The 13,135-nt window shown below is 64.9% G+C and carries 13 protein-coding genes, 1 tRNA gene and 1 pseudogene; 7 read left to right on the forward strand and 8 right to left on the reverse strand.

The annotated features are described in order from the left end of the window. From A5707_RS06495 to A5707_RS06520, 6 genes are all read right to left on the reverse strand, one after another. Nucleotides 1–331, reverse strand: a 331-nt coding sequence (locus tag A5707_RS06495) for a hypothetical protein (protein ID WP_065013697.1), incomplete at its 3' end; no start/stop codon positions are given. Between the two features lie 9 nt (nucleotides 332–340). Then, on the reverse strand, nucleotides 341–1,279 hold the full coding sequence (locus tag A5707_RS06500; RefSeq protein WP_065013698.1) for an alpha/beta hydrolase: 939 nt from the start codon (nucleotides 1,277–1,279) through the stop codon (nucleotides 341–343). Continuing rightward, complete coding sequence (locus tag A5707_RS06505) at nucleotides 1,276–2,109, reverse strand: IclR family transcriptional regulator (protein ID WP_065013699.1); 834 nt, start codon at nucleotides 2,107–2,109, stop codon at nucleotides 1,276–1,278. The genes A5707_RS06500 and A5707_RS06505 overlap by 4 nt, the downstream gene beginning before the upstream one ends. Nucleotides 2,110–2,238: 129 nt before the next feature. Continuing rightward, nucleotides 2,239–3,705 carry an FAD-dependent oxidoreductase gene (locus A5707_RS06510; RefSeq protein ID WP_065013700.1) on the reverse strand — a complete coding sequence of 489 codons (1,467 nt, stop codon included), beginning with the start codon at nucleotides 3,703–3,705 and terminating at the stop codon, nucleotides 2,239–2,241. After that, the gene (gene bphC, locus A5707_RS06515; protein ID WP_065013701.1) at nucleotides 3,702–4,610 is read right to left on the reverse strand and encodes a biphenyl-2,3-diol 1,2-dioxygenase; all 909 of its coding nucleotides are present in this window, start codon (nucleotides 4,608–4,610) and stop codon (nucleotides 3,702–3,704) included. The genes A5707_RS06510 and bphC overlap by 4 nt, the downstream gene beginning before the upstream one ends. Nucleotides 4,611–4,621: 11 nt before the next feature. Beyond that, the gene (locus tag A5707_RS06520; protein WP_065013702.1) at nucleotides 4,622–5,806 is read right to left on the reverse strand and encodes an acyl-CoA dehydrogenase family protein; all 1,185 of its coding nucleotides are present in this window, start codon (nucleotides 5,804–5,806) and stop codon (nucleotides 4,622–4,624) included. A 48-nt stretch (nucleotides 5,807–5,854) separates the two neighbouring features. Here A5707_RS06520 and A5707_RS06525 point away from each other — a divergent pair, with 48 nt between their 5' ends. The 3 genes from A5707_RS06525 to A5707_RS06535 are packed head-to-tail and all read left to right on the forward strand — an operon-like array spanning nucleotide 5,855 to nucleotide 9,184. Beyond that, nucleotides 5,855–7,540 (forward strand): flavin-containing monooxygenase, encoded by a 1,686-nt coding sequence (locus tag A5707_RS06525; protein WP_232000646.1) that lies wholly within the window; start codon nucleotides 5,855–5,857, stop codon nucleotides 7,538–7,540. Beyond that, nucleotides 7,527–8,318: an SDR family NAD(P)-dependent oxidoreductase gene (locus A5707_RS06530; RefSeq protein ID WP_065013703.1), complete on the forward strand. Its 792-nt coding sequence runs from the start codon at nucleotides 7,527–7,529 to the stop codon at nucleotides 8,316–8,318. The genes A5707_RS06525 and A5707_RS06530 overlap by 14 nt, the downstream gene beginning before the upstream one ends. Then, nucleotides 8,315–9,184 (forward strand): alpha/beta fold hydrolase, encoded by an 870-nt coding sequence (locus A5707_RS06535; protein ID WP_065013704.1) that lies wholly within the window; start codon nucleotides 8,315–8,317, stop codon nucleotides 9,182–9,184. The genes A5707_RS06530 and A5707_RS06535 overlap by 4 nt, the downstream gene beginning before the upstream one ends. 111 nt (nucleotides 9,185–9,295) lie before the next feature. Here A5707_RS06535 and A5707_RS06540 read toward each other — a convergent pair whose 3' ends face one another. After that, entirely contained in the window at nucleotides 9,296–10,765 is a 1,470-nt protein-coding gene (locus A5707_RS06540) for an LCP family protein (RefSeq protein ID WP_065013705.1), read from the reverse strand. Between the two features lie 275 nt (nucleotides 10,766–11,040). Between A5707_RS06540 and A5707_RS06545 the strand changes: the two genes are divergently transcribed. From A5707_RS06545 to A5707_RS24375, 4 genes and pseudogenes are all read left to right on the forward strand, one after another. Then, nucleotides 11,041–11,493, forward strand: a complete 453-nt coding sequence (locus A5707_RS06545) for a universal stress protein (RefSeq protein ID WP_065013706.1) — start codon at nucleotides 11,041–11,043, stop codon at nucleotides 11,491–11,493. Between the two features lie 80 nt (nucleotides 11,494–11,573). Next, a complete protein-coding gene (locus A5707_RS06550; RefSeq protein WP_065013707.1) occupies nucleotides 11,574–11,852 on the forward strand; it encodes a hypothetical protein in 279 nt (92 codons plus the stop codon). A 90-nt stretch (nucleotides 11,853–11,942) separates the two neighbouring features. After that, a tRNA-Thr gene (locus A5707_RS06555) sits at nucleotides 11,943–12,018 on the forward strand. Nucleotides 12,019–12,091: 73 nt separating this feature from the next. Then, nucleotides 12,092–12,226 (forward strand): annotated as a pseudogene (locus A5707_RS24375) (HNH endonuclease); the annotation flags it as partial. 94 nt (nucleotides 12,227–12,320) lie between these two features. Here A5707_RS24375 and A5707_RS06560 read toward each other — a convergent pair. Then, nucleotides 12,321–13,043, reverse strand: a complete 723-nt coding sequence (locus A5707_RS06560) for a hypothetical protein (protein ID WP_065013708.1) — start codon at nucleotides 13,041–13,043, stop codon at nucleotides 12,321–12,323. Nucleotides 13,044–13,135: the final 92 nt, after the last annotated feature.

Raw genomic sequence — 13,135 nt, forward strand, 5'->3', positions numbered from 1 at the left:
GTCCGTCCACGTCTGTGGCGTCGGCTGCGACGCTGCGGGTGCGCTCGATCACCAGGTCGGCGAGATCGGCCCACCACTGCCCAACCGCGGGGTCGGGCCGAGCCTGCCAGGTCATCTCCCACCAGGCCTGTGGGCTCGGCAGCGACCAGACGATTGTGACCGTGGTGGGCTGATCGGCATCCCAGATCGGCGGACTGACCAGCACTCGCTGCAACGTCATTCCACGGCTACGTGCCCCTGGCGCGTAGCCGGACAGATACGTGTCGACGAACGTCTTGGCGCAGCCGGGCCGCGTGATGACCCGGTCAATCACATACACCTGACCAGCCATTCGCCGCGCCTATGAGATTCCGGCCGATCGCTGGGCCAGTCGCAGTAGACGGGCCAGCTCGCTACAGACCTCCGCGCGTGCCCGCTGAGCCAAGTCCACCGCCGGCATCGTCATGAAACCGTGGATGCCGCCTTCGTAGTGGCAGTGCGCTGTCTGCACATTCGCCGTCTTCAGCGCGGCGACGAACGCACTGCCCTCATCCCGCAACGGGTCATGGCCGGCGGCGACCACGACGGTCGGTGGCAGACCGCGTAAGTCGGCCTTTAGCGGCGACGCGTAGGGATGCTCGCGGTCGGCGGCGCTGGGCACGTACTGATCCCAGTACCACTGCAGCGCGACGCGCGGGTTGTAGTAGCCCTCCCCGAACAGTCGATACGACTCGGTATCGAAGTCGGCGTTGACCATCGGGTAGATCAACAGCTGTCCTGCCAGCGATGGTCCGCCACGGTCGCGCGCCATCAGCGCCGCCGCGGCAGCCAGGTTGCCGCCCGCGCTGTCGCCGCCGACCACGATGCGACTCGCGTCGCCGCCAAGCGCGTCGGCATTGCGGGCCGCCCACTGCGCCACTGCGTAGACGTCCTCGGCGGCGGCCGGCCACGGATGCTCCGGAGCCAGCCGGTATGCAACTGAAATAACAACGGCCGGAATGCGATTCGTGAAGCTGCGGCACAGGCCGTCGTGGCTGTCGAGGTCGCAGAACACAAAGCCGCCGCCGTGCGCGTACACCAGAATCGGCAGCGGTGACTCCGTGGCTGGCCGGTAGATGCGGACGGTGACGTCGCCAGGGATGGTCTGGTCGTGCACCGACCCGACGCCTTCAGGATGTGCCGGGGCGACGACTCGTGCCCGGATCGCCTCGCGTGCTTGTGCTCCGGTCATCGTCTCCACGTGTGGAAAGCCCGCGTCGAGTGCCTCTAGCATGTCCGCAATTTGCGGGTCGAGTCTCATGCGAACTGCAGCGCGGCCGGTCTCCGGTCGGGACGCGGCGCTGGGATCGCGTGGCATGGGCGCACCTGCTGCAGCGTCGGCGCCACTCGATGCGCACCGTCATCGATGTTGTGCCAAATGCGCATTGCCGTCATGCGCACCGGCGCCGCCATGCGATGGTCGAACCTCATCCCGTTCATTGGTCCGCACACGGAAACGGCGGCAATGGCCTTGCCCGGATCACCGATGGGCGCGGCCACACAGCCGAATCCGGCCAGCGACTCCTCGCGGTCGACCGCCACCCCGTGCGCACGCGTCTTGGTCAGTTCGGCAGTCAACTGTGCGCCGCTGCTGATCGAATATCTGGTTTTGCGGGTGGCGAGGTCGACGGCCTCGACGTTGCCGCTGTAGGCCAGCATCGCTTTGCCCACAGCTGTGCAGTGTGCTGGCTGGCGTCCGCCGACACGGCTGGGGATCGCCGCGGTCATCGGGCCGCCGATCTTCTCTAGGTAGACCACGTCGGCGCCGTCTAGGACGGCCAGATGCACGACCAGCCCGGTAGACCGGTGCAGATCGTGTAATAGCGGGATGGCCGCGCGGTGCAGCCGATCTTGATGAACAGCGAGCGACCCGAGTTCGACCAGTCGCATGCCAAGTTCGTAGTCGCGACCATCGCGGCGCAGCCAGCGTAATTGCACCAGCCGCTCCAGCATCCGGTGTGCGGAGGAGCGAGGTAGGCCGGTCCGGCGCACGATCTGCGCCAGCGTCAGCCGGCCGGGCCCATCAAAGGCATCCAGCACCAACGAGACCCGGTCGATGACAGCACTTGGAGTGTTGGTTTCGCTAGCCATGGCACGCTCCTTGATATTTCTAATAGAAATATTCCTTTTTGTACCACATGGTGTGGCCGCTGTCACATAGCGGCATGGGATTGATGCAGCACGCATCGCCGGTGTGCGAAGCGATGGTGGCGAAAAGACTCAGGCTTGGGCGGCGGCGCGGCCGGCACGGCGGCCGTAGAAGCTGCCGTCGCCGAGCGAGATGCCGCTGGCGTAACCCCACGCAGCCAAGCCCGCGGTGGAGCGGCCCGCCGCATACAGACCGGGGATCGGCTCTCCGCTCACGTGCAGCACTTCGGAATCCAGGGTGGTCTTCAGGCCGCCCAGCGTGAACCCGCCGGTGCTCTCGCGCAAATCGATCGCGCCCACCGGCGATCCGACGGGCCGCAGCCACTCGGCCTTCTTGTGCAGCAGTGGATCCTCGCCGCGCGCGGCGCCATCGTTGAATGCGGCCACGGTCGCCTGCAAGGAAGACGGCGCGAGACCCATCTCCTGCTCGAGCTCGGTGATGGATTCGCACACCCAGGTCGGCGGGCGCAGCATCATCTTTGGGGATAGCGACGCCATGGCCTCATTCTGTGCAGCTTCGTCGATGACGAGGTATGCGGTGTTGTCCTGCTGGTAGAGCGTGAGCTGCCCGACGCGGCCCGGATAGGTGTCCTCCGCGACATAGCGTTGACCGCGGCCGTTGACGAGGATGCCGCGCACCAGCTGTTGCGGGTCGATGAAGATCGCGACCTCGGTGGCGTCCATGTGCGCCAGATCGGCACCCAGCGCCTGCGCCATCCGGATGGCCTGGCCGTCGTGTTGTTCGATGGACGCAGCCGGGCGCCCGGCGATCCGAGGGGCGTACTGGGCCACCATGGCGTCGTTGTAGGCGAAGCTGCCCGTCGCGAGCACCACGGCCCGGCGGGCGTGGATCGTCACGTCGGTTCCGTACCGACGCGCACACAGGCCAACCACCCGGCCGTCGGACTCGACAATAAGGCGCTGCACCCGCACGTCGTAAATCGCTTGTGCGCCAGCCGCGGTCGCGGTCTCCACGAGCGGCTTCATCAGCATGTAGCCGGCGCTGGCCTCGCCCTGCTTCTTGTTCGACATCTGGGGGACGTGGCCGCGCGGGGCGGGCGTCGCGATCGTGTTGTAGGGGTACGAGTTCTCGCCGCCGCTGTACATCAGACCTTGATCGCCCATCGGCTCCCAGCCGGGCTCGGGGAAGAACTCCGCTTTGAATGGCACGCCGCAGTCGACAAGCCAGTTGAAGTGATCGACGCTGCCCGCACAGTAGTCGGCGACGCGGTTCTCGTCGGCGCCCGGCCCCATCGCGATGTTGAGGAACGCCGTCATGTTCTCGACGGAATCATCGAAGCCACAAGCTTTTTGCAGCGGCGTACCACCGCCGAGATAGATGAATCCGCCAGCCATGGCCGCCGCTCCGCCCCACGAGCCGGTGCGCTCCAGTACCAGGACCTCGGCACCGCAGCGGGTGGCTTCGACCGCGGCGGCCGCGCCCGCGACTCCGTATCCCGCGATGACGACGTCGACCTCGTGGTCCCAGGAGCTGACGGACGCGGCCGGGACGGGCGTGACGTCGGTGTCGGGTGTCATAGCCGCATTGCCGCGGGCATCTCTCCGACCCACTGGTGGCCCCAGTAACTGTCGGCCGTGATTTCCTCTGCGGTGTAATAGGTTTCGTCGACCCGCATACCGTCGGTGCCGAATTCGATGTCCCAGTCACCGGGTGCGCGAACGTAGAACGACACCATTTTGTCGTTGGTGTGGCGGCCCAAGGTTGACGACAGCTGAAAACCCTCGGCGTTGACGCGGTCCAGCGCCTGACCCACGGCGTCGAGGCTGTCGACCTCCACCATGATGTGGACGAGGCGCGGATCACGCTGATGCGCGGCGGGGACAATCGCCAGACTGTGGTGTCGTTCGTTGATGCCGAGGAAGCGAACGCGGACTGGGCCAAACTCTTTCGGCAGTGGCACACGGAAGGCGCCGCGAGACCGGAAGCCCAGCACATCGGTGTAGAAGTCGAACAGCCCGCCCGGATCGGTGGCCGGGACGACGACGTGGCCCAGACCCTGACCGCCGGTCACGAATTTCGCGCCGAACGGGGTGACGACGGGGCTGTGGTCAAGCACTGCGCCGTGAAAGACCTCCACGGTAGTGCCGGCCGGGTCTTCGAAGGTGATGACCTCTTCCACGCGGCGGGCCTCGGCCTCGTCGACGGACAGCTGCTTGAACGCCACCCCCGCTCCATCGAGGGCGGCCTTGACCCGCTGCAAACCCGGATGGTCGCGCACTTCCCAGCCCACGGTGAGGACCCGGTCAGACTCGCCGGGCACCACGATGAGCCGGGCGGCGCGCTCGTCCATCCGCAAATACAGCGCTGCCGGATCGGGTCCTTTGCCTTCCGCGAAACCCAGGATGTCGAAGGCGAAATGCCGCCAGCGATCGATGTCGTTGGTCGAAATCGTGATGTAGCCCAGGCTTTTCAGGTCGGTCACTGTCCAAGCTCCTAGATCAAAGCCCGCAGCGGGCCCTCGGGCGGATCGATGCCGATCGAACTCAGCGCCGACGCGTGATACGTGGTGCCCGGGACATGGATGGCGTGCATCTGGCCGACATGCACATCCCGCCAGTACCGTTGCAGCGGTTTGTCCATCCGCGCCGCGTTCCCGCCCGAGCGGGCGAAGATCTCGTCGACCGCCGACACCGCGCGCCACACCGCGCGAATCTGGGTGCGGCGCCCGGCCGCGCGGTCGGCGAACGACACCTCCTTGCCGGCCGCGACCATGTCGTAGATGCGGTCGGCGTTGGCCAGCAGCTCCTGGCGGGCGGCGTTGATATCGGCGGCGGCCTCGCCGATCGCGTGCATCACATAGGGGTCGTCCTTAATCGCGGTCCCGGTGGCGCCCACCCGGCCGCGCTGGTAATCCAGGTGCGCGGCCAGCGCGCCCTCGGCGATGCCGATGGTGGCCGCCGAAATGCCCAGCGGGAACATCGTCGACCACGGCATCAGGTAGAGCGGCTCGGTCATGCCGGCTTCACGTTGGGCGGTGCCGTCCATCACCTTCGCGGCGTCCATGGTTCGGTAGGAAGGGACGAACGCATCGGAGACGATGACGTCCTTGGAGCCAGTTCCTCGCAGCCCCACCACATTCCACGAGTCCTCGACGATCTCGTAGTCCTTGCGCGGCAGGATCATGTGCAGCATCTGCGGCGGCATCAACGGGACGCCCTTCTCGTCGCCGAGCATGGCGCCCAGGATGATCCAGTCGCAATGGTCGGTGCCCGAACTGAACTGCCAGCGCCCGTTGAAGAGGTAACCGCCGTCGACCGGTTTGGCCACGCCCTGCGGCGCGTACGGCGAGGCCATCCAGGTGTCGACGTCGTCGGCCCAAATCTCGGCAGCGACTCTTGGGTCCGCATAGGCCAACTGGTAGGGGTGCACACCCACCACGCCGACGATCCAGCCGGCCGCCGGGTCCAGCGCCGCGGTGGCCATCGTCGTCTCGGCGAACTCGCGGGGATGAACCTCGAAGCCCTGGTATTGCTTGGTCTGCAGCAGCCGGATCAGGCCGGCGCCCTTCATCAGCTTGACGGTGCCGTCGGTGAGCCGGCCAATGTGTTCGGCTTCGGCGGCCTGGTCGCGCAACTGCTCCGCCATCGCCATCACCCGGTCGATTACTCGTTCGGTCATGGTGTTGTCCTTACGTCGTGGGCCGCGATCGATGGTCTCCTGCCCGTGATGATGACACCCTTGGCGATCCCAGTGACCGGGAAGCAACTGTTGTTCGCGATCGAATGGGCCTACCGTCACGTCGTGACCCTTGATGCGGTGGTTGTCGGTGCCGGATTCGCCGGACTGTACGCCTTGCACAAACTGCGCTCACAGGGGTTGTCGGTGCGGGTTTTGGAAGCCGCTCCCGATGTTGGCGGCACCTGGTACTTCAACCGGTATCCCGGTTGCCGGTGCGATGTCGAGAGTGTCGACTACTGCTACTCGTTCTCCGACGAATTGCAGCAGGAATGGAACTGGACCGAGAAGTACGCGACCCAGGCCGAGATATTGCGCTACATCAACTGGGTCGCCGACAAGCTCGAGCTGCGTAAGGACATCACCGTCAACACCCGTGTCTGCTCGGCGGTCCTCGACGAGGAGACCCTGCACTGGACGCTGACCACAGACGGGGGCGAGGTGCTCTCCGCCCGGTTCTGCCTGATGGCTACCGGCTCGCTGTCTGCTGCGCTGACGCCGGAATTCGCGGGCCTGGACACCTTCGCCGGCGAGGTGTACCACACTGCTCATTGGCCGCATACGCCTGTCGATTTCACCGGCAAGCGGGTCGCGGTCATCGGTACCGGTTCCTCGGGCATCCAATCGATTCCGGTGATCGCCGAGCAAGCGGCGCAACTCTATGTGTTTCAGCGCACCCCCAACTTCAGCGTTCCAGCAGGCAACAAGCCGCTGACTGCCGAGGACATGACCGTGATCAAAGCGAGTTACGCGGAGCGGCGTCGGCTTTCCTGGCGCAGCGGCGGTGGCTCACCGCATATCGCCCACCCGAGCAAGACGATGGAAGTATCCGCAGAAGAGCGCCGAGCAGCGTTCGAAAAGCGTTGGCAGCTAGGTGGTGTGCTGTTTTCGAAGACCTTCCCTGACCAGATGACCGACTCGGATGCCAACGAAGAAGCCAAAAGGTTCTACGAGGAGAAGGTTCGCGCCGTGATCGACGACCCCGAGGTCGCCGACCTGCTGATCCCGAGCGACCATCCCATCGGGACCAAGCGTATCTGCACCGACACCAACTACTTTCAGACCTACAACAAGCCGCATGTGAAGCTGGTCAGCGTGCGCAAGACACCGGTCACGTCGATCGACCCGACTGGAATCAACACCACCGACGCGCATTACGACGTCGATGCGATCGTGTTGGCCACCGGCTTCGACGCGATGACCGGGTCGCTGGCCAAGATCGACATCGCTGGCCGCGGAGGCCAAACACTGCGCGACGACTGGCAGGATGGTCCGCGCACCTATCTGGGCCTGGGTGTGGACGGGTTCCCCAACCTGTTCATCGTCTCCGGCCCGGGAGCGCCCGGCGTGCTGGCCAACATGGTGTTGCACGCGGAGGCACACGTGAACTGGCTCGCCGATTGCATCGGCTATCTCGACGAGCACGGCTACACCGCGATCGAGCCCAGCCCGGAGTCGGTAGACAACTGGATTACCGAGTGCGCCCAGCGGGCCGAGGCAACGCTTTTCCCGAAAGCGAACTCCTGGTATCTGGGCGCCAACGTCCCCGGCAAGCCACGTGTGTTTATGTTGTTCACCGGCGGGTTCGCCGTCTACAACGACATCTGTGCAGAGGTGGCCGAGGCCGGCTACAAAGGCTTCAACCTGATCAAGGGGAGTTCACATGAAGCGTCTTGAAGGTAACCGGATCCTGGTGACCGGCGCCGCATCGGGTATCGGCCAGGCCACCGCACTGCGCCTGCTCGATGAGGGCGCCGCCGTCGTCGCCGCGGATATCGCTGCCGACGGACTGGACAAGACCCGTGCGCAGGCCGGCGAGGCGGGCGTCGGCGAACGCCTCACCACACTGGAGATGAATGTCGGCGACGAGAGATCGGTGGTCGACGGCGTGCAGTCGGCCGTGGCCACGCTGGGCGGCCTGGATTCGGTGGTCAATGCCGCCGGCATGCTGCGCGCCGCGCACACCGATCAGATGACAACCGACCTGTGGAACCAGATCATCGGCGTCAATCTCACTGGGACGTTCCTCGTTGTCCGCGAGGCGTTGCCGACGCTGCTGAGCAACGCGCGCAGCGCGGTCGTCAACTTCAGCTCGACCTCGGCTTCCTTCGCCCACCCCTACATGGCGGCGTATGCGGCCAGTAAGGGCGGTGTCCAGTCATTTACCCATGCGCTGGCGCTTGAGTACGCCAAGCAAGGTTTGCGCGCTGTGTGCGTGGCGCCGGGCAGCATCAAATCCGGAATCACCGATGCCACTGGCGGATTCATTCCGCCGGATGCGGACTGGGCGTTGTTCGGCAGGCTGTCACCGATCATGCCCACCACAGAGGAATCCAGCGGAGCGCCGATGGCCGCCCCCTCCGCCGTCGCCGGCGTGATCGCCATGCTGGTGTCTGATGACGGCGCGTTCATCACCGGCACTGAGATCCGCATCGACGGCGGAACCCACGCATGACAGCCAACCTCACCTACGAAGGCAGTCTCCGCGAAATCTCCACCGAGCCAGGCGTTCTGCGCTATCACGAGGCTGGCGACGGCCCACCACTGCTGCTGCTGCACGGATCGGGGCCCGGGGTTACTGGTTGGCGCAACTTTCGTGGCGTCCTCGGCACATTCGCCGAGCGCTTCCGTTGTCTGGTCCTGGAATTTCCCGGCTTCGGCGTCAGCGACGACTTCGGTGGTCACCCGATGATCACCGCGTTCGATGCGGTGGGGCGGTTCGTCGACGCGCTGGGCCTCGACACTGTCGATATCATCGGCAATTCGATGGGCGGGGGTGTCGCGCTCAACTTCGCGATGGCCCAACCCGATCGGGTGCGTCGACTGGTAACGATCGGAGGTATCGGACGTAACGTCTTCAGTCCCGGTCCAGCCGAAGGCATCCGACTGCTGCAGGAGTTCACCGAAGAGCCCACCCGCGAGCGGCTGATCCGCTGGCTGCATTCGATGGTGTACGACCCCGCAGTGGTGACCGAGGATCTGATCGAGGAGCGGTGGCAGCACGCCACCGACCCCGCCACGCTGGCCGGTGCGCGCCGGATGTACAGCAGGGCTGCATTCGAGCAGATGATCCAAGCCATGGAGTCGTCGAAAGGGCCGCAACCGTGGGCGATGATGCACCGGGTGACGGCGCCGACGTTGATCACCTGGGGCCGCGATGATCGGGTCAGCCCGCTGGACATGGCCCTGATCCCGATGCGCACCATCCCGAATGCCGAACTGCACGTGTTCCCTAACTGCGGGCACTGGACGATGATCGAAGCCAAACAAGCCTTCGAGAACGTCGTATTGGCGTTCTTGTTACGTAAAGCATCTGGTTGACGCCGCGCGACGACGCGCAAGTTGAGTGTGAAATCAGGGCTTTCAGTGTGAACACAGGGCGGGAAAATCCCGAAAATCCCGCCCTACTTTCACACTCATTAACGGTAGCGCCTAGTTGACGCAGGGAACGCCGCCGCCGTCGATGGGTGCACCCCGATCAGGCGTCGGCTCGGTACTGGGGGTGCGTGAACCGTGATATGACCCGGCCATCGCTGTGGCAGAAGACGTTTCGTCATGCGATGACCCGGAGTAATCGTCGCCGACGAAAACTTGAACGCGATCCGCGGTCAGCGATGAATCACTGTGGTCGGCCGCTTCGACGCCCAACAGCGCGGCGATGGTCTGCGCATCGCTCTTGGCGCCCGGCCCGTAATCGACGGTCGTGGCGCTCGGTTCGCCGTATTCGCGGTCGCGCACAGTGCCTTTGGTGTAACCGTGCTGACTCAGGGTGCGTGAAACGGTGCTGGCAAGTCCGGACGTGCTGCTGGCGTTGACGACGTCGACGACGGTCGACGGGTTGGGTGCGGTGCTGGTGGTGGTGGTGGACGATCCGCTGGTACCGAATGCCGCTGCGACTTCGGCCTTGATCGCGGCGGGGTCGACGATGTTGACGTCCTGGCCGTTGATGTTGGCGTACCGGACAACGGGTAGCGTCCGGTATTCGATGTCGCCGCCGGCCAGCGCGCCCATCCGGCGGAATTGGTTCTCGTCCCAGCCGGCCGACAAGACCACGTCCTTACGAGCCACGGCCATCAGGCTTTTCAGCTTGCTCAGATCGGTGAAGGTGCCCGAACTTTGGAGTTGGTGCATTACCGAGGACAGGAACGCCTGCTGGCGGTGGGTGCGGTCCAGGTCGCCGTTTTCCAGGCCGTGGCGCTGGCGCACGAACGCCAGCGCTTGTTCGGCGTTGAGCGTCTGGCGCCCGGCCGGGAAGTCGGCGCCGGAATAGGAGTCGTAGACGGCGTGCTTCAGGCATACCTGCACGCCGCCGAGGCTTTGGGCCAGGTCGTAAAATCCGGCGAGGTTGACCTCGGCGAAGTAGTCGATCGGTACACCGGTCAGGTTGCGCACTGCCCGCAAGGTCGCGGTCCGGCCTGCCTCGCGGCCTTTGGTCTCGAGCTGTTTTTGATCGCTGACGCCCTGGTTCATCAACTTCTGTTCGGCGTAGTCCTTGGTGAGCCCGTACGCTTCTTTGATCTTGATGTGGTTGTACCCGGGGACGCCGCTGAATGGCACATAGTCGTCGCGGGGAATGGAGAACGCGGTGACTTTGTCGTCGGCGCCGACGTGCACCAAGATCAGCGTGTTGGTGTTGTAGCCGCCGGCGTCGGAGTCGCCGGCGTGCAGGCGGTTCAGGATCGCGTCGGGCAGTTCGTTGCCGTCTTGGTCTTTGCGCGAGTCCAGGCCGATGAGCAAGATGTTCATCTCGCCGCCGCTGGAATGCGGGTCGTCGGAGCTCAGCGCCTCGGATACCGTGATTCCGCCCAGGACGCCATGGGCCATCCACCAGCCGGCTCCAGTCGCCAGCACCGCCAGCACCGACACCAGTGCCACCGCGCCGCGGGTCAATCGGCGGCGCATCTGCCAAGGTGCCGGCTTTCTGCGACGGTGCTTACCGCCGGATTGATTGGCCACCAGATCTCGACTCTGTCCTGAGCGTCACCCCTGCCCCCCGACGGCAATTTGCGGCGACGACGTTTGATGCTTGACGTCCAGTATGCCGCAGGTTGCTGCAAGGACCCTTGTCAAAGGGTGTGACCAGCGGTTGAAGGTAGATTTCGCCGAACCCCGGTAGCCGTCTTAGGTGGCAGCGTTAGGGTCTGCGAAAGGCAGTGCAACGACGTTGGAGAGGGCTGATGACCGCCTATAAAACTGTGGTGGTCGGTACCGACGGCTCGGCTTCGTCGCTGGATGCGGTCGAGCGCGCAGGTGCAATTGCCGCCGAATCGAACGCGAAGCTGATCATCGTGACCGGTTATGTTCCCAACAAGGAGGATCCGCGCGCGGCCGACGCGCTCGGGGACGAAGGCTACAAAGTGCAGGGCAATGCGCCGATCTATGCGATGTTGCGCGAGGGCCGCGACCGGGCCAAGGCGGCCGGCGCGACGGACATCGAGGAGCGGCCGATTCAGGACGCTCCGGTCGATGCGCTGGTTGACCTCGCCGAACAGGTTCAGGCCGATTTGCTCGTGGTCGGGAACGTGGGACTGAACGCACGATCGGCGATCATCGGACGGGTGTTTTCGATCCCCGGAAGTGTCGCCAGCAAGGCCAAGGTCGACGTGTTGATCGTGCACACCAGCCGCTGACGAGGTCCGTGCGTGCTGGAGTTTAAAGTCTGATGCGCCTGTCTATAGATGTCTAGCTACTCCGACCCGAAAGGCCGACGATGAAGTCGATTGTTCCTGTCACGATTGTGGCCGCTGCGCTGCTGTTCAGTGGATGTTCGGCCTCAGAGGTGATCAATACCGGCGGCGACACCAAGTGCAAGGACTTCACCACGCAGGACGAGAAGAAGCAAAACGAGGAGATCGGCAAGATGCTCAAAGACAAGAGCGGTGCTGACCCGAGCAGTATGGAGATCTCGGTTACGCGTTTGTCGGCGACGACCTACTGCCAAACGGTGGGCAAGCCGGACAGCAAGATTTCTGAGGCGCCGCACGGCTGATCGCGGTCCGAACTGACGACCGCTCGTTTAGGCGCCGCAGCGACGCCGGGACCCCGTCGTAGAATCGCCATGGCTCATCGAGCCGCCCCGGCCGCGTTAGCTCAGTTGGTAGAGCGTCGCTCTTGTAAAGCGGATGTCGAGAGTTCGAGTCTCTCACGCGGCTCCATTCCATGTCGGCACTGAGAGATAGCGTCGTCTTATGTCGATGACCTGCCTCGCGTGCGGAGTCGATCTCGAAGAGCAATAACCGTCGTGAGAATCTGCGACTCGTTTGTCCCAACGGTGACAGCCAGCTGCCGACGTATAAGGCGAGAAATCGCGGCAGCGGTCGCTATTACCGGCGCCAGCGGTACGCCGACGGCCAGTCCTATTGACGCCTGCTTAACGGCGAGCGTGAAACTGGGTTCACACTCGCCCACCAACGTGAAGCTGGGTTCACGCTCGGCGGGCCGGTCGCAGCCGAACGGCTTACTCCTCGATAACCCGCGGCGAACGCACGGGACGCGTTGAGGAGCGGCGCGAGGTCCGCCGCGGAATCAGCGGGATGCGCTCGGCGATATTGCTCAGCGGGTTGACCACCATCGTCAAGGCGATGACGGCCTCCTGCAGGGTCTCGATGGCCGGCTCTAGCGCCTCCATCCCTGGTGTCAAGCGGCTCAGCGTGTCGGCAACGTCGGCGAGCTGTTCCAGCGGCCCGTGCCGGGCGGTCAACTTGTCGATCAAGCCCCCGTCGGCCAGCAACCGGTCAGCCAGCCCGTCCTCGGCCAGGACACGCTCGATCAGCCCATCGTCGGCGACCAGCTGATCCACCAGCCCGCCGGGCTTCAGGGCTCGCTCAAGACCACCGCCCTCTTCGGTCAGCCGATCCAGCAGCCCGCCGGGGGCGGTCAGCATGTCGACAATCCCGCCGGGGCGCAGCAGCCGGTCCACCGGGCCGTCGGGTGCCAGCGCGCGCCCCAACGGAGCGTCGTCGTCGAGCAGCCCGGCGATCCGGTTTGCTCGGCCGAGCGCGTCATCAATACCCAGCATGTGAACGACGGCGTTAGACCGGGTCTGCACCCCGGCTTCACCGACAGTGCGCTTCGCCAGGTCAACGGCCGAGGCGGCAACGCCCAAGCCGGCGTCGGCCGCCGTCAGCCCGACCCGCAATGGTGCGGTGGCGAGCGTCGCCAGGCTTTTTCCCAGATTCATCCCCCGAGTCTATGCGCGCCCATCTGCGCTGACCCCCGACCACGCAGATCAAACTGGCAACGCATTCACAGGAACATCACAGTTGCCATGGA

It is taken from the genome of Mycobacterium kyorinense, from assembly GCF_001672775.1.
Lineage (GTDB): Bacteria > Actinomycetota > Actinomycetes > Mycobacteriales > Mycobacteriaceae > Mycobacterium > Mycobacterium kyorinense_A.

What these genes read in the sequence shown, in the direction of transcription:
- A5707_RS06500 (WP_065013698.1), bottom strand. Translation starts at nt 1,279, where the DNA reads ATGAGACTCGACCCGCAAATTGCGGACATGCTAGAGGCACTCGACGCG.
- A5707_RS06505 (WP_065013699.1), bottom strand. Translation starts at nt 2,109, where the DNA reads ATGGCTAGCGAAACCAACACTCCAAGTGCTGTCATCGACCGGGTCTCG.
- A5707_RS06510 (WP_065013700.1), bottom strand. Translation starts at nt 3,705, where the DNA reads ATGACACCCGACACCGACGTCACGCCCGTCCCGGCCGCGTCCGTCAGC.
- A5707_RS06520 (WP_065013702.1), bottom strand. Translation starts at nt 5,806, where the DNA reads ATGACCGAACGAGTAATCGACCGGGTGATGGCGATGGCGGAGCAGTTG.
- A5707_RS06525 (WP_232000646.1), top strand. Translation starts at nt 5,855, where the DNA reads ATGATGACACCCTTGGCGATCCCAGTGACCGGGAAGCAACTGTTGTTC.
- A5707_RS06530 (WP_065013703.1), top strand. Translation starts at nt 7,527, where the DNA reads ATGAAGCGTCTTGAAGGTAACCGGATCCTGGTGACCGGCGCCGCATCG.
- A5707_RS06535 (WP_065013704.1), top strand. Translation starts at nt 8,315, where the DNA reads ATGACAGCCAACCTCACCTACGAAGGCAGTCTCCGCGAAATCTCCACC.
- A5707_RS06540 (WP_065013705.1), bottom strand. Translation starts at nt 10,765, where the DNA reads ATGCGCCGCCGATTGACCCGCGGCGCGGTGGCACTGGTGTCGGTGCTG.
- A5707_RS06545 (WP_065013706.1), top strand. Translation starts at nt 11,041, where the DNA reads ATGACCGCCTATAAAACTGTGGTGGTCGGTACCGACGGCTCGGCTTCG.
- A5707_RS06550 (WP_065013707.1), top strand. Translation starts at nt 11,574, where the DNA reads ATGAAGTCGATTGTTCCTGTCACGATTGTGGCCGCTGCGCTGCTGTTC.
- A5707_RS06560 (WP_065013708.1), bottom strand. Translation starts at nt 13,043, where the DNA reads ATGAATCTGGGAAAAAGCCTGGCGACGCTCGCCACCGCACCATTGCGG.